Origin of the sequence: Chryseobacterium joostei, assembly GCF_003815775.1 — a bacterium.
GTDB lineage: Bacteria > Bacteroidota > Bacteroidia > Flavobacteriales > Weeksellaceae > Chryseobacterium > Chryseobacterium joostei.
Genome location: NZ_CP033926.1, coordinates 3,227,385 through 3,241,806, shown reverse-complemented (window position 1 = coordinate 3,241,806; position 14,422 = coordinate 3,227,385). Strand labels below are relative to the sequence as shown.

16 protein-coding genes are annotated in these 14,422 nt (G+C 35.0%); 6 read left to right on the top strand and 10 right to left on the bottom strand.

What is annotated here, in order from left to right:
• Window positions 1-63: 63 nt before the first annotated feature.
• Both EG359_RS14735 and EG359_RS14730 read right to left on the bottom strand, forming a co-directional pair.
• Window positions 64-1,158, bottom strand: a complete 1,095-nt coding sequence (locus tag EG359_RS14735; RefSeq protein WP_076352917.1) for a glycosyltransferase family 4 protein — start codon at window positions 1,156-1,158, stop codon at window positions 64-66.
• Window positions 1,158-1,382 (bottom strand): uroporphyrinogen decarboxylase, encoded by a 225-nt coding sequence (locus tag EG359_RS14730; RefSeq protein ID WP_076352916.1) that lies wholly within the window; start codon window positions 1,380-1,382, stop codon window positions 1,158-1,160. The genes EG359_RS14735 and EG359_RS14730 overlap by 1 nt, the downstream gene beginning before the upstream one ends.
• Window positions 1,383-1,533: 151 nt before the next feature.
• Here EG359_RS14730 and EG359_RS14725 point away from each other — a divergent pair, with 151 nt between their 5' ends.
• Window positions 1,534-4,074, top strand: a complete 2,541-nt coding sequence (locus tag EG359_RS14725) for an ATP-dependent Clp protease ATP-binding subunit (protein ID WP_076353397.1) — start codon at window positions 1,534-1,536, stop codon at window positions 4,072-4,074.
• Between the two features lie 147 nt (window positions 4,075-4,221).
• On the opposite strand, the gene EG359_RS14720 is transcribed toward EG359_RS14725, so the two are convergent.
• The gene (locus EG359_RS14720) at window positions 4,222-4,749 is read right to left on the bottom strand and encodes a hypothetical protein (protein ID WP_076352915.1); all 528 of its coding nucleotides are present in this window, start codon (window positions 4,747-4,749) and stop codon (window positions 4,222-4,224) included.
• 212 nt (window positions 4,750-4,961) lie between these two features.
• Here EG359_RS14720 and mnmA point away from each other — a divergent pair, with 212 nt between their 5' ends.
• The gene (gene mnmA / locus EG359_RS14715) at window positions 4,962-6,149 is read left to right on the top strand and encodes a tRNA 2-thiouridine(34) synthase MnmA (RefSeq protein WP_076352914.1); all 1,188 of its coding nucleotides are present in this window, start codon (window positions 4,962-4,964) and stop codon (window positions 6,147-6,149) included.
• 105 nt (window positions 6,150-6,254) lie between these two features.
• Window positions 6,255-6,461 (top strand): hypothetical protein, encoded by a 207-nt coding sequence (locus EG359_RS14710; protein ID WP_076352913.1) that lies wholly within the window; start codon window positions 6,255-6,257, stop codon window positions 6,459-6,461.
• 422 nt (window positions 6,462-6,883) lie between these two features.
• Here the strand turns inward: EG359_RS14710 and EG359_RS22650 are convergent, their stop codons facing one another.
• The gene (locus tag EG359_RS22650; protein ID WP_076352911.1) at window positions 6,884-7,627 is read right to left on the bottom strand and encodes a glycine-rich domain-containing protein; all 744 of its coding nucleotides are present in this window, start codon (window positions 7,625-7,627) and stop codon (window positions 6,884-6,886) included.
• Between the two features lie 119 nt (window positions 7,628-7,746).
• On the opposite strand from EG359_RS22650, the gene EG359_RS14695 reads away from it, so the two are divergent.
• From EG359_RS14695 to EG359_RS14685, 3 genes are all read left to right on the top strand, one after another.
• Window positions 7,747-8,643: a hypothetical protein gene (locus EG359_RS14695; protein WP_076352910.1), complete on the top strand. Its 897-nt coding sequence runs from the start codon at window positions 7,747-7,749 to the stop codon at window positions 8,641-8,643.
• Between the two features lie 149 nt (window positions 8,644-8,792).
• On the top strand, window positions 8,793-8,999 hold the full coding sequence (locus EG359_RS14690) for a hypothetical protein (RefSeq protein WP_076352909.1): 207 nt from the start codon (window positions 8,793-8,795) through the stop codon (window positions 8,997-8,999).
• A 162-nt stretch (window positions 9,000-9,161) separates the two neighbouring features.
• A complete protein-coding gene (locus EG359_RS14685) occupies window positions 9,162-10,388 on the top strand; it encodes a DUF6051 family protein (RefSeq protein WP_076352908.1) in 1,227 nt (408 codons plus the stop codon).
• Between the two features lie 90 nt (window positions 10,389-10,478).
• Here the strand turns inward: EG359_RS14685 and EG359_RS14680 are convergent, their stop codons facing one another.
• From EG359_RS14680 to EG359_RS14655, 6 genes are all read right to left on the bottom strand, one after another.
• Complete coding sequence (locus EG359_RS14680) at window positions 10,479-11,222, bottom strand: LytR/AlgR family response regulator transcription factor (RefSeq protein WP_084180352.1); 744 nt, start codon at window positions 11,220-11,222, stop codon at window positions 10,479-10,481.
• Window positions 11,223-11,282: 60 nt separating this feature from the next.
• Window positions 11,283-11,555, bottom strand: coding sequence for a 2TM domain-containing protein (locus tag EG359_RS14675; RefSeq protein ID WP_076352907.1), 273 nt, complete (start codon window positions 11,553-11,555; stop codon window positions 11,283-11,285).
• A 20-nt stretch (window positions 11,556-11,575) separates the two neighbouring features.
• A complete protein-coding gene (locus EG359_RS14670) occupies window positions 11,576-11,866 on the bottom strand; it encodes a 2TM domain-containing protein (protein ID WP_076352906.1) in 291 nt (96 codons plus the stop codon).
• 147 nt (window positions 11,867-12,013) lie between these two features.
• Window positions 12,014-12,583 (bottom strand): methyltransferase family protein, encoded by a 570-nt coding sequence (locus tag EG359_RS14665; RefSeq protein ID WP_076352905.1) that lies wholly within the window; start codon window positions 12,581-12,583, stop codon window positions 12,014-12,016.
• A gap of 116 nt (window positions 12,584-12,699) precedes the next feature.
• On the bottom strand, window positions 12,700-13,005 hold the full coding sequence (locus tag EG359_RS14660; protein WP_076352904.1) for a 2TM domain-containing protein: 306 nt from the start codon (window positions 13,003-13,005) through the stop codon (window positions 12,700-12,702).
• Window positions 12,992-14,323 carry a 2TM domain-containing protein gene (locus tag EG359_RS14655; protein ID WP_076352903.1) on the bottom strand — a complete coding sequence of 444 codons (1,332 nt, stop codon included), beginning with the start codon at window positions 14,321-14,323 and terminating at the stop codon, window positions 12,992-12,994. Before EG359_RS14655 ends, EG359_RS14660 begins: the two co-directional genes overlap by 14 nt.
• Window positions 14,324-14,422: the final 99 nt, after the last annotated feature.

Below are 14,422 nucleotides of genomic sequence, written 5' to 3'. Positions count from 1 at the left end.
AGTCTATAGAATATAAAAAAATCATCTATGTACCATAACCAGGACCTCCTGATTGAATTTATTTTATTGGGACGCTTTATTAAAAACTTCCAGTAATTTTATTTCCTCATTATCCCAGCAAAGAGCTTTTGAAGCTTTTTCAAGTTCTTCCAGATAGTTCTTTCGTCCTTTATTTAAGACTTTTTCAACCGCAGCGGCAATATTTTTTGGCCGATGATCAGGGATTATTTCCCCTACATCAAACTGATTTTTAATATTTTGCAATTCAGGAATATTTGACAGGATCAAAGGAACGCGTGCCTGAATACAATCTAAAACCTTATTTGGTAATGAATAGAGATAGCTGTCTCCTCCGTTTTCCTCAATGCTCATCCCACAATCAGCAGTTATTGTAACCTTTCTCAAATCCTCGGGCATTAATTTTCCCAAAAACTGAACTTTATCCTGAAGTTTTTCTTGAATCACTAAATTTTCATACTCTTCTTTTCTTGGGCCGTCTCCTGCTATTTTTAGCACTACATTATTTAAATGATGCATTGCCATAATCACTTTATCAATACCTCTAAAAGGATTGATAGCTCCCTGGTATAAAAGTATTTTAGGATTATTTTCAGGAATTTCGAAGTCAAAATTCATTTTTCTTGGTGCGTTTTGAACCACAACCGCATGAATTCCATATGTTTTTTGAAACCATTTTGCATAGCTTCCACTCGCAGTAATCATCCATGTAAGTTTTGGAATGACTGTTCTTTCGACATACCGCCATAATTTTTGTGACATTTTGCCCTGAACTGCAGGCATTTCTGAAAAAATTTCATGACTGTCAAAAACAAGAGGAATATTCAGCTTTTTAGCAATAAGATAATTTGGTAACAGAGCATCGATATCATTGGCATGAAGAATAGTATTCTTGTCTGCCTTTCTTTTTAATTCATGATATAATTTCCAGTTAAATTCAAAATAGGCTGTTTTTAAGCTTTTTGAAATGATGTGGATCCTTGAAAAAGAATAAGGACGCTGCATTTTTTCAGCTCCTTTCCAGTCATTTCCAATTAGTTCAATAGTATATCCATTTTCATGCAAAGTCTGACAAACCTTTTCAATACGCTGGTCTGTATACAAATTACTGAAAGCAGATGTTATTATTTTTTTCTTCATTACTCCTTCTTTCCAAGCAGTAAATGATACACCTGAATAAAGCAAATAAGTCCGTTTGGAATGATAACCGGCCATAAAGGTCCGCTAAAGAAACCATAAATGACAAAGCAAATACAGCCGATCATATTAACAATTCTGATTTTTCTTACATCTTTCAATATGAAACTCAGTACGATAAAAACTGAGGCTGAGTATCCGATGTAAGTAGTTAATTCAGGATTCATGGGGAAATTTTAAGAATAACAAACTTAATCATTTTCAATAAGATAATAAAATTTTTTCTGCCATAAAGTCATTAATTGATTTTTGGTAAAATATTTGTAATTTAGATAATGAATAAATGGTAATGTTGCCTTTATTCTAATGAGATATATTATGGATTATAAGTTTTCACAAGGTTTGAGCCAAGTGTTCAAACAAAGCAAAAGCGAAGCTAAAAGGCTGAAAAGTGAATTTCTCAATACAGAACATCTACTTTTAGGTATTATAAAAACGGAAAACTCTGCAAAAGAAATCCTTCAAAACCTTAATGCGGATTTAACACAAATCAGAAGAAAAATTGAAACTCTAAATACAGCAAGTCTTAATCCTATTTCTGAGGAGGTTACCAATATTTCTTTCACCAAAATGGCAGATCATGCTATTAAACGTGCAGAGCTAGAATGCCGCCAGTACAAAAGCAATGAAATTAATACCGTTCACCTGCTTTTAGGTATTCTTTATAAATATGAGGACCCTACTTCAAATATTTTGGGAGCTTATGACATCGACTATGAGGGTGTTTCAAAAGAGTACCAAACTATGCTTAAAAATTCCGGGCAATCACCACAAATGAGTGCTTATGATGATGATGATGAAAGAGAAGATTTTGAGCAAATGAGAAAGCCTACAGGAAATCTAGGCTCTGCAAAAAGCAAAACTCCAACTTTGGATAACTTTGGTAGAGACTTAACTTCCCTGGCTAGAGATGGAAAATTGGACCCTGTAATTGGTCGTGAAAAAGAAATTGAGAGAGTTTCTCAGATCCTATCACGTAGAAAAAAGAACAATCCGCTTCTTATCGGGGAGCCGGGAGTTGGTAAATCTGCGATTGCAGAAGGATTAGCATTGAGAATCCAACAGAAGAAAGTTTCAAGAGTTCTTTACGGAAAGCGTGTTATCACATTAGACCTTGCTAGTTTAGTAGCAGGAACTAAATACCGTGGTCAGTTTGAGGAAAGAATGAAGGCCATCATGACTGAGTTGGAGAAAAACAGAGATGTCATCTTATTCATTGATGAGCTTCACACCATTGTAGGTGCAGGAAGTTCTACAGGAAGTCTGGATGCATCCAACATGTTCAAACCAGCCTTGGCAAGAGGTGAAATTCAATGCATCGGGGCTACAACTCTGGATGAATATCGCCAGTACATTGAAAAAGACGGAGCTTTAGAAAGAAGATTCCAGAAAGTAATGGTGGAACCTACTTCTATTGAGGAGACCATTCAGATTTTGAACCAAATTAAGGATAAGTATGAAGAACACCACAATGTAATTTATACTCCTGAGGCAATTAATGCGTGTGTCAATTTGACATCAAGATATATTACAGACCGTTTCCTACCGGATAAGGCTATTGATGCCATGGACGAAGCAGGTTCCAGAGTTTATATTAAAAACATGAAAGTTCCTACTGAGATCATTGATTTTGAAAAGAAAATTGAAGATATCAAGGAATTGAAGCAAAAAGCGGTAAAAGCTCAGGATTATCTTGAAGCAAGAAAGCTGAAGGATGAGGAAGAACGTCTTCAGATGGAACTAAATGCTGCTCAGGAAAAATGGGATAAAGATGTTAAGGAGAAAAAAGAAACCGTAAGTGAAGAAAGTGTAGCAGAAGTGGTTTCTATGATGAGCGGAGTGCCTGTAACGAAAGTTGGCAAAAACGAGCTTGATAAATTAGCTCAGATGGATGAAAAACTGAACGGAAAGGTTATCGGTCAGGAAGATGCTGTGAAAAAAGTGGTTAAGGCTATTCAAAGAAACAGAGCCGGACTTAAGGATCCTAACCGCCCAATCGGTACATTTATCTTCCTTGGAACAACAGGGGTAGGTAAAACCGAGCTTGCAAAAGTAATGGCGAGAGAACTTTTTGAATCTGATGAATCTCTGATCCGAATCGACATGAGTGAATACATGGAGAAATTTGCAGTTTCAAGATTGGTTGGAGCGCCTCCAGGATATGTTGGATACGAAGAAGGTGGTCAGTTAACCGAAGCTGTAAGAAGAAAGCCTTATGCCGTGGTTCTTTTGGATGAGATTGAAAAAGCCCACCCGGATGTATTTAATATCCTGTTACAAATCCTTGATGAAGGGCACGTTACAGATAGCTTAGGTAGAAAAATAGACTTTAGAAATACAATTATCATTCTTACTTCCAACATTGGAACAAGAGATCTTAAAGATTTCGGAGATGGTGTAGGATTCGGAACTTCAGCTAAAAAGACAACGTCAGACTCAAGAGCAAGAAGCACTATTGAAAATGCCCTTAAAAAAGCATTTGCTCCGGAATTCTTAAACAGAATTGATGATATTGTGATCTTCAACTCTCTTGTACAGGATGATATCAAGAAAATCATTGATATTGAACTGAACAAACTTTACAGCAGACTTGAAAAACTAGGTTATAAAGTAGAATTAACTGAAGAAGCAAAAGACTTTATTTCTGAAAAAGGATGGGATAAAGATTTTGGTGCAAGACCTCTGAAGAGAGCCATCCAGAAATACATTGAAGATTTATTGGCAGAAATGCTGGTAAACAAACAATTGAACGAAGGAGAAACCGTAGTTCTTGAGCTTAATGAAGCAAAAGACGGATTGGTGGGAAAAACTTCAAAGCCAAAGAAATCATCCGCAGCTGAGAAGTCATCTCAACCTTAATAAATAAACAATTTAATTTCAATAGAAAAGCACCGGAAAGTTTCCGGTGCTTTTTATTTTTAATGGTATTCTAAATAGGTATCTTCATAATCTGGGAAAATCTGCGAGATTATATTTAAGCTGCAAGGTTTTTCCGTAGATTAATGATTAAAGCCCTACAACAAAACCTATATTGGGAACCAAGCCATTTGAAAATACACTTGAATTTTCTTTCCAAAGCACATTATACATTAATCCTATCTGCATAAAGGAGTTATTCCCTATTCTCTGCATGTAACCTCCACCAAGGTATAATGCATTTTCTTCTCTGTTGTACTTGTAATCGTAATACTTATCATTATAATTGATGAAATAATGCTGGAAGTTTGCACTTAAATAAAACGAGCGTGCAATATAATAATTAACAAAAGGTCCTATTCCAAACATCGTGGATCTATAATAGTCTGAAGTCTGCCATGAAACACTTCCCACGGCTCCCGCTTCAAGATCTTCGGTAAGGCGGTATCCTAATCTTGGAGAAGCCTGCAGATAAAACGAACTATTACTTCCAAACCCCAAACCTATTCCTCCTCCAAAAGTCCATTTGCTGTTTTCTTGCACCGGAGCGCCTATAGAAACCTGGGAAAAAACTGATCCTGAGATCATCAGCACCATTGAAATAATAAACTTTTTCATATGTAAATATTTTATTTTGTTTAAGGATATTTATAAATCATCATCATTTTCACCCTCATCTCTCCATTGAAAACTTCATTAACAGTATCTTTTATACTACTATCGTTTTTATCAATGTTTAAAATTATGGTTTTTTTACGAATTTTTTTAGTTGTATTTTTGCCGGGTCAAACTAAGAACTCCCGTTAAGAGTTTCGTAAAATTGAAATAAAATGAAAGTAGTAGTAGGCCTCTCCGGAGGTGTAGATTCAAGTGTTACAGCATATTTGTTACAACAACAAGGTCATGAAGTAGTTGCCCTGTTTATGAGAAACTGGAATGATGCTTCCGTAACATTAGAAGATGAGTGTCCTTGGATTGAGGACAGTAATGATGCCCTGATGGTTGCCCAGAAGTTGGGTATTCCTTTCCAGGTTATAGATATGAGTGACCTTTACAAAGAACGTATTGTAGATTACATGTTCGATGAGTATCAAAAAGGAAGAACTCCCAACCCTGATGTTTTGTGTAACAGAGAAGTAAAATTCGATGTCTTTATGAAAACAGCAATGTCTTTAGGTGCTGATAAAGTGGCTACGGGACATTATGCAAGAGTAGACTCCACTATTGATGAAAACGGAAAGGAAATCTTTCATCTTTTAGCCGGAAAAGATAACAATAAGGATCAATCTTATTTTCTTTGCCAGCTAAGCCAGGATCAGCTATCTAAAGCCCTATTCCCGATTGGAGAGCTTACAAAGCCCCAGGTAAGAGAGATTGCGAAAGAAATAGGCCTGGTAACGGCAGATAAAAAGGATTCTCAGGGATTGTGCTTCATTGGAAAAGTAAGCCTTCCACAGTTCTTACAACAACAGCTTAAGCCGAATGAAGGTGAAATTGTTGAGATTTTCAAAGATTCACCATTATTTGCAGAAGAAAAACCTGAATTCTCTTCAAAGAAAGAGGAACTTGAATTTCTTTCAAGAAAAATCAACTATAAAAAGACCGACGGAAAGGTAATCGGAAAGCATCAAGGTGCTCAGTTTTTCACCATCGGACAAAGTAGAGGACTTGGTATTGGCGGACATAAAGAAAGCTGCTTTATCGTATCCAGAGACATGGAAAACAATATTATTTTTGTAGGAGAAGGAAATCAATTCCCTGGTCTTTATAAAAAAGCTTTAAAAATTGACAATTCTGAATTGCACTGGGTTCGTGAAGACATGAAACTGAACAATGGTGAGTCTATGGAGGTATTGGCAAGATTCAGATACAGACAGTCTTTACAGAAAGCCACTCTCTATCAGTTTGAAGATGGTTTTTACGTTGAATTTGAAGAGCCACAGTCAGCCATTGCTGAGGGACAGTTTGCATCATGGTATATTGATGATGAACTGATCGGAAGCGGAGTGATTTCGTAGAGCCTATTTTGAAGTTTGTTTTTAATTAAAGATATTTTTGATTTTTTTTGTAACGTATGTTGAATTGTCATACTTACTGGATAAATAACAATAAAAAATATCATTATGAAAACTTCAACAAACCAATATGCTTATGCCAACAATATCCTGATCGCTTTAGTATCCGCTGTTTTTGGCTATAATCTTTATCAGGCAATTGTTCATCCCGATAATTCAAACATTGGAATAAGCCTTATTTTAGTAGTACTAACCTCTATTATGGTTCGAAAATATGGACATAAAAAAGTAAAGGATAATCAGGAAAATAATTAATTTCAACAATTTATATAAAGCCCGAAGCAGTTTTTGTTTCGGGTTTGTTTTTGATGCTAATTCTTAATTTTATTCTTTACATGGAATAACATAAATAATAGCATTACAACACATTCCACAATTAAAATCATTACCAAAAACCCAACAGGTTTTCCTAATAGTATTCCCCTTATTAATTTTATGACTCCCCACACGAAGATGAGCAACATAAAATAAAGAGTGGTTTTCGAAATGGTTTCCTTTAATAATTTCAAAATAAAAATTGAAAAATAAAACCCAAGTAAAAGGAGTAAATAAAACTTCAGAAATCCGGCCCCTTTCAGCGTAAACGGATTAAGAGTCTGGCATGTTTTGATAAGCCATATAAAACTTATCACTACTGAAACTGAGTGAATGATTATCTTTTTCATAGGTATTCATTTTTATCCACCACAGCCACCTCCACAACCTCCACATCCACCTCCGCAGCTTCCCCCACCGCCACAACTGCTTCCTCCGCTACAACCTCCTCCACTGTCACTGCTTCCTCCACAACTTGATCCGGAATCTTTATTCTTTTTACCACTTGTATTCTGGAGTAGAGAAATAACAATTCCAAAAGCAAAAATTCCCAGCAAGGTAAAAACTATAGATGTTATTGTACTTATAATCTCACCAATACAGGACGATAACATTAAAAGAAGTCCAAAAAATGGAATTAGCCGTATTCTTCTCCACCAGTTATCCTTACCATAAACCCCTTCCTGTTCGTGCCAGATTTCCTTAGGTGCTTCTGTGAGAAAAATCTCTTTGTAACTTTTTAAGGTACTTGTAAACCAATGCTGATGCTTAGTGTTTTCATTAAATCCTCCCTTCGATGGATGGTGATGCAAAGGTTTTTTTAGAATATTCGGGCAAAATTCCTCCCAATAGTTTTGGGTATAGATCAGATGCATATGCCATACCTTATCTACTATTTTGCTTGGTGAAGCACCATTGGGAAGAACACAGCAGAGATAAACAAATCTTTTATATTCTTCTATGGCTTTTCGGGCAAAATCAAGGCTCCAGTTTTCTTCTTTTGCCAGTTTTCTCGAAAAAGGAAAATCAGCATCCGGAGCGTCCAGTGAAAATCCCTGAATTCTGTTCCAAAGGGACTCATCTTTTAATAACATTCTTGTTTCCATTGTTCTAACTTTTGTTTTTCTACTCAAATATCAATGGATTTTACAATATAAAAGTCTTTCTATAGTATTCTTTAGTCTGATAAAAATCTTAAATTAGTCTTGTAAAAATATAATAACAGATGAAAAAAGAAGATATTCTACACCTTGAGAAATTGATGAACTTCTTAGGCCGTCAATTTTTAAAGAAAAACCATTGGGAAGACGTTACCAAAACAGAATGGTCCTACATCTGTGCAGAGCTTAATGATCTTATTGCCAATGATCATGCTGAGAAAGGGATAAAAAAGAATCCGGATCTTCTGGGTTCAAATTACCTTTATGAACACCTGATTATCAATAAATTAAAAAAGTTCCACCAAAATGAAAATGCAGTCTTAAGCAGGCCAAATCTGGCAAAATTAAGTCTGATTGTCAGGGTTTTGGGGTACTCGAATTACATTGATTTTATTAATTCCAATACCGAAGCATTCAATTTTAATGATCTTAAGATTGATATGAATAATGTGAAGCTGAATACCACGTTATTGGATCGCTTAGTAGGTTGTTGGTATTCCTACAACAGAAATCTTCCTGAGAACCCTACACAGGCTAAAGAGAACAGGATGTGGCGCTCTGCCATGGAAATCTATAAGTCTGAAACTACAGGAGAGTATTTTATTGAAAGAAGCGGTGGTGACCATCATAAATATTTTGGAAAAGTAACAGCCTATTCCGATTATGTCTTTATTATCATGAATAGCAATACATTTATCAGACAGAGGCATTTTATCTCGAGAATAAAAGATATCAAAGAAAAACTTAAGAATCCGGATTATAAGCTTCATGAGCTTCACTTCATCAGTACTTGTATCAGTTTTAATCAGGAACCTATTGCCTTATTTGAAATCTTTCAGAAAGCAGACAGAAAAAACTTTATTTCCGACTCCATCAGCCTTCCCATCGATAGTGATGAGATCCCGGAATCTATTATCAAACAACTTGAAGACACTGAATCTAACAGAATTGATTACAGATAGTTGCGAGTATAATTCTTCAGATGTAAGCTCATTATCATTTTGATTTTGTATTACTGAATGTATCTTTTGAAAGAAGAGATAAAGTTTTTTGAAATTTATCTGTAACGTATTTTAAATCGCCATACTTACTGAATAAATAAAACATCATTATGAAAACTTCAACCCCAGACAACCAGTATGCAGAAGCCAACAATGTTCTGATCATTATTGTATCTATCCTTTTAGGCTATAATATTTACCAGGAGATTTATCATCCTGAGAAATCAAACCTTCTCTTATGTATTGCTTTGGTAGCACTTACCTCGGTACTGGTAAAAAAATACGGCACCAAAACTGAGCAAAAAGACAAGAAATAAACATCAATATCTATTCACCATATCTACCCCGAAACAATTCTGTTTCGGGTTTCTTTTTATTTCTCCTATGTCTAGAATACTTTTAAGCTTTTAAAATCAGCACTTTACCATAATAATTACCTACCTTAATTGTTTTAATGATGAACCCCCAATTATCTTGTTATGGAATATTATGAATTATATGAAGTTTTGAAAGATCATTTTGATTCCAAAAAAGAGATTGTGGAGATCAAGGATTTAAATATAACCATTGAATCTATCCCCTTTGAATCTAAGGTATCGGATTTACTTCACGGCTCTGAAAATCTGGCCTGCCCAAAGCACCATCAATCGCTTAAAATCAATGAAAGCGATTATTTAATGTATCATCAACCCTCCATAGACATTAAGGATTTTGATATAGAATGTAATAAAAAATTTGAATATTATATTCTCAAAAGAGCCGATGTAGAAACTGCGAATGGATACATTATTTTCTTTCATGGCCTGAATGAAAAAAAATGGGATAAATATCTTCCCTGGGCTTATGAACTGGCTCAAAAAACGCATAAGGCTGTTATTCTGTTTCCCATAGCCTTTCATATGGACCGCGCGGAAGCCATTTGGAGTGATCGTCATCACATGATGGAAATTGTAAAGTTCAGAAAGGAAAAGTATCCGGAAAACACTCATTTTTCCTATGTAAATGCTGCGATAAGCTCAAGACTGGAAGCTCATCCGCAAAGAATCTTTTGGTCGGGATTACAGACCTATTCTGATATTATTGAAGTGGTAAAGGAGATTAAAGCCAATAAGATCAAAAGCATATCTCCGGACGCGAGTCTGGACCTGTTTGGATATTCTATAGGTTCATTTCTTTCCATGATTATTAAAATGGCTGATCCATATGGATTCTTCACCAAATCCAAGGTGTTCTGTTTTTGTGGAGGAATGACCATTGACAGGATGTTTCCTATCTCAAAATACATCATGGATTCTCAGGCCACGATTAAAATGCAGTCCGTTTTCACTGAGTTATTAAGTTCAGATTTTAAGTTTGATAACAGACTGAAGCATTATCAGGATGAAACCCTTCATCCCCAGGAAAGCTGGTTCAAAAAAATGCTCCGATATAATTATTTTCAAAAGGAAAGAGAGGAAAGAATCTCTGAGATCCAATCTCAAGTGAAGGCTTTTGTACTGGAAAAAGATAGTGTTGCTCCACCAATGGAGGCTTTAAATACCCTGCAGGGAGGCTATCGAAACATCAATGTGGATGTTGAAATAAAGGATTTCCCTTTTGATTACTCGCACATGGTTCCTTTCCCTCTGGCTCATAAGCACAAGACGGAAGTAACTGAAGCCTTTCATACAGTGATGAAGTCTGCCAGTGATTTTTACACCCGATAATAATCAGGGGTAAAAAATAGAGAGAAAAAGCTTAAAAAGTAGTAGTAAAAGGTCCATGGTATTGTTTTTTGAGGTTATTGTATTGATGGTTTAGCTTACAAGCCAGTCTTTGAAATCCTTTACACGATCTCTGCTTACCGTAATTTCTTCCTGCGGCTGAAATTCAAGGTCTACTTTGTAATAAGGCGATGTATGAATATTTTTTATGTAGTCTGAATTGATGATAAACTGTCTGTTGACACGGAAGAATTTCTTCTCATCCAAAAGATCCTCCAATTCATCCAGCGTAAAATCTGATGGATAGGTACGATCTTCTGTTTGTAAATAGACAATCTTATTTTCACTGAAAAAACAACTTATTTCCTGTGCCTGAACAATTTTCAGATTATACCCAATCTTCACCAAAACTCTGGAAAGGGTAGATTTTTCTTTCCTGATCAGCTGCTTGATATCCTGCGAACCAATAACATCGTTTGCCGGAATAAATGACTTAAATTTTTCTACAGCGCCTGCAAGATCTTCTTCAAGGATTGGTTTCAGAAGATAGTCTATACTATTTAGTTTAAAGGCCTTTAACGTGTATTGATCAAATGCAGTTGTATAAATGATAAACCCTTTGGTAGGTACCTTTTCAAAGATATCGAATGACAATCCGTCTCCCAGAACAATGTCAGAAAAGATCAGCTGAGGATGTTCGTTCTCAGAAAACCAGGCTACTCCCTCCTCTACTGATTCTATTTTAGTAACCACTTCAATTTCAGGAAAGTTACTTAACATTCTTTCTAATTTCCTTGAAGCTGGTTTTTCGTCTTCGATAATAACCGTTTTGATCATTGAGTTTACAGTTTTAGTTTTAGAATTTTGGAAATAAAATTAGATAAAAAACAGGAGGTTTTAAAGATCTATTGGCTTTTTATCTTTTTTAAGCTCCTTATTCATGATTTCATTTTCCCACGAGTCATCAAAAACAAACAGAGAAAATGCTTTTATGGTGAGAAAAATTGCCCAGATAGTTAATATCAAATGTCCGCTCAATATATTATAATGCATCCCGTTCTTAATAAGATCATTCCCGATAATGATTGCTGCAATAATTCCAAACCACATAAGGTTTTTATAGAATTTTTTCAATTGTTGAACCCTGTTGTGTGCTCTATTATAATCCATGATATTGTTTTTAAAAGTTATTATAAAGTTTTTGTTTTTCCTCTTTCCTGATCCATCAGCTCCTTAATTTTCTTTTCTTCCCAGTTTTTTCCAATTCCAAATATATTGACTGCATGAAAAGCGATTCCTATTCCCCAGCCTAACATTGGCCATAAAAACCATAAATATCCGGGTGCTGTGATAATATTCAATAAGGCTAGAAAGGGAATTACGATACAGAAAGAAGTAAGATTTCCATAGAATTCTTTTAATTCTTTTACTCTTTTTGAGGCTCTTTCATAAGCGGTTGTTTCTTTGCTAAAAGTTTCCATACTATTTTTGATTTAAGAGTTAATTTGTTTTTTTCTTGAATCAAAGGTATGATGGAAAAGGGCCTCAAATCAATTTTATATTACCGAATGGTAGTTTATGCTTCCCGAATGGTAAAAACATCAGATTAACGGAGCCAGACACGGTTTTTAATAAATAAAAGGGATTAGTTTTTTTGTCGTTTTTCGGTATTCAATATATTCTTGCCCAAACTGCTCTAATAGAGCTTGCTCTTCAATTTTAATTCTATAGGCAAAAGCTAAAAACGGAGGAACAAAAGCAAATAGTAATGACAACCAGTTATTTAAATATAATCCCAGGCCAAGTGAAGTAAGCAAAGAAAAGGCATAAGATGGATGTCTCAGATATTTGTAGAAACCCTCTTTCTTTATCTTATGATCCTGTCTGATAGTAACATCCACAGTAAAATATTTACCTAAAGACCTGATGATTATAAATCTGAGGATAATACCGATGAGAATAAGTGCTTCTCCTACATACAAAATCCATTTTTCCCTGGTAATTGGCAGTGTAGACAAATTAGAAATTGTGATTGCGGCTGCAATAGAAAACGGAATGGCCAGCCATAGGATATTAAGCGTGGATTTATCCTTGTCTTTTCTATCTTCTTTATTGGATTTCAAGATGTTTTTGTAAAGAAATTCACTAAGGAACCATACAGCCATGGAAATAGAGAACAGTATTTGTAAGGGAGTCATATCGTGATTTTTTAGTGTGAAAAAGGTAAAATTCCGAAAGGCTTACTAGCATACTTTTACAAAAGATTGCTTTTTAGCAATAAGCTTATCTATGATTCTGTCGATTTAAGGCTCTATTACTCCTTCTTCTCTTTTTCCATCAGCTCACGGATCTTTCTCTCTTCCCATTTCTGTAGATAACTGGCTTTGGAAACGAAAACTACTGCAGCATGTGCTAAAATCCCAATACCCCAAAACGTTGCTGTAAAAAAGTTTTTAAACTGAAAATAGCTTTCTCCGGGTTTTAAGTGGGTATAATTGTAATAAACGATCACCAGATTGATGATAATATAGATGAAAAGATGGCTATAAAACCCTCTTAGCCGTTCTACCTGGCGTTTTGCTTTCTGATATTGAATATCATCTTCGTCAAATGTTTCCATCGTTTCTATTTTTTTGTTTGTCCATAATTTCACGAATCTTTTTTTCCTGCCAGGATTCTCCTACCCCAAATACCTTAAAAGCATGGGACGCCAAACCAATTCCCCAACCAAATACCGGGAACCAAAACCAATGACTTCGGCTTCCTGTAAAAAGATTGATAAAAATCAAAAAGGGAATAACGATGCAATAAGAGATCAAATTGCTATAGAATCCTCTTATTTCCTTTACTCTCTTTTGCGCTTTTTTGTAAGCTTTATAATCATCATTGGGTTTTGTGCTGACAATATTAGGTTTATCCGCAAGCATTGGAAGCTTTACTTTAAAATAATCCTCGGATTTTTCTATAAAAACATTTCGCTTGGTAAGCAGTGAATAACGCTGTACAATATTGGATAATCCAATTCCTGAGCTCTCCTTAATTTGTTCTCTTACCTGTAAATTATTCTCAATGCAAAGGATATCTCCCTCTGAAAATATTCTTATAACCAAAGGTTTTGAAGAAGTCGCAAAATTATGCTTGATACAGTTTTCCAACAGAAGCTGTAAGGATAATGGTACTACATATTTCCGGTAGTCTTCTTTTTTAACATCAAAGTTAAAATCTACACTATCTTCAAATCTTGTTTTTAAAAGATCACAATAGGTTTTTGCAAATTCTATTTCATCCTCTACGGTTACCAGTTCTTTATCTTTCTGTTCAAGTACATAACGATAAATCTTTGACATTGAAGCTGTAAACTTTTGTGCCTGCTGCGGATTTTCGTCAATCAGGGAACTTAAAACATTTAAAGAATTAAAAAGGAAATGAGGATCCAATTGGTTCTTAAGGCTTTCAAATTGTGCGTTTGCAGATTTGGCAATAAGCTTCTGTTCTACCACTTCTTTTCTGGAAGTTTTCTTCAGCTCTTCCATAAATCCCTTTGCATGCAGGAATGCTGAAATAAGCAATGCAATATTGATGGTAAACCAATTGGCAAGGTTATATTTTCCTGAGAAAAACTCCTCGGTAGTACTTGCTTTCTGAATCAACACAAAATTGATATAGTTACACAAATAAACCAATACAATGTTAGCTATAACAATGGAAATAATACTTATTACCGCTCTTTTGGTTGTTTCTTCAGACCATGGAAATCTTTTATTGAGAAAACTGTTGAGGAACCCATTTCCACCTCCCAATGCCACAGTATAGAGCAGGGAAATAAGTATGGTAAGTACAAAGCTCTCTATACTTTTCTCTGATGTAAAGGCAAAAAAGAAAAACATAGAGACTATGAGTGATACCCAAAATAGTGTTATAATTTCCTTGCGTTTCATGATTCATTTTCTTGGTTCAAAATTAGCTTTTATTAAAGGTATGTAAAATTATTTCTTACTGAATAGTAGCTTTTCGTTTCTGAATGGTATTTGAAGTCA

What these genes read in the sequence shown, in the direction of transcription:
- EG359_RS14735 (WP_076352917.1), bottom strand. Translation starts at nt 1,158, where the DNA reads ATGAAGAAAAAAATAATAACATCTGCTTTCAGTAATTTGTATACAGAC.
- EG359_RS14730 (WP_076352916.1), bottom strand. Translation starts at nt 1,382, where the DNA reads ATGAATCCTGAATTAACTACTTACATCGGATACTCAGCCTCAGTTTTT.
- EG359_RS14725 (WP_076353397.1), top strand. Translation starts at nt 1,534, where the DNA reads ATGGATTATAAGTTTTCACAAGGTTTGAGCCAAGTGTTCAAACAAAGC.
- EG359_RS14720 (WP_076352915.1), bottom strand. Translation starts at nt 4,749, where the DNA reads ATGAAAAAGTTTATTATTTCAATGGTGCTGATGATCTCAGGATCAGTT.
- mnmA (WP_076352914.1), top strand. Translation starts at nt 4,962, where the DNA reads ATGAAAGTAGTAGTAGGCCTCTCCGGAGGTGTAGATTCAAGTGTTACA.
- EG359_RS14710 (WP_076352913.1), top strand. Translation starts at nt 6,255, where the DNA reads ATGAAAACTTCAACAAACCAATATGCTTATGCCAACAATATCCTGATC.
- EG359_RS22650 (WP_076352911.1), bottom strand. Translation starts at nt 7,627, where the DNA reads ATGGAAACAAGAATGTTATTAAAAGATGAGTCCCTTTGGAACAGAATT.
- EG359_RS14695 (WP_076352910.1), top strand. Translation starts at nt 7,747, where the DNA reads ATGAAAAAAGAAGATATTCTACACCTTGAGAAATTGATGAACTTCTTA.
- EG359_RS14690 (WP_076352909.1), top strand. Translation starts at nt 8,793, where the DNA reads ATGAAAACTTCAACCCCAGACAACCAGTATGCAGAAGCCAACAATGTT.
- EG359_RS14685 (WP_076352908.1), top strand. Translation starts at nt 9,162, where the DNA reads ATGGAATATTATGAATTATATGAAGTTTTGAAAGATCATTTTGATTCC.
- EG359_RS14680 (WP_084180352.1), bottom strand. Translation starts at nt 11,222, where the DNA reads ATGATCAAAACGGTTATTATCGAAGACGAAAAACCAGCTTCAAGGAAA.
- EG359_RS14675 (WP_076352907.1), bottom strand. Translation starts at nt 11,555, where the DNA reads ATGGATTATAATAGAGCACACAACAGGGTTCAACAATTGAAAAAATTC.
- EG359_RS14670 (WP_076352906.1), bottom strand. Translation starts at nt 11,866, where the DNA reads ATGGAAACTTTTAGCAAAGAAACAACCGCTTATGAAAGAGCCTCAAAA.
- EG359_RS14665 (WP_076352905.1), bottom strand. Translation starts at nt 12,583, where the DNA reads ATGACTCCCTTACAAATACTGTTCTCTATTTCCATGGCTGTATGGTTC.
- EG359_RS14660 (WP_076352904.1), bottom strand. Translation starts at nt 13,005, where the DNA reads ATGGAAACATTTGACGAAGATGATATTCAATATCAGAAAGCAAAACGC.
- EG359_RS14655 (WP_076352903.1), bottom strand. Translation starts at nt 14,323, where the DNA reads ATGAAACGCAAGGAAATTATAACACTATTTTGGGTATCACTCATAGTC.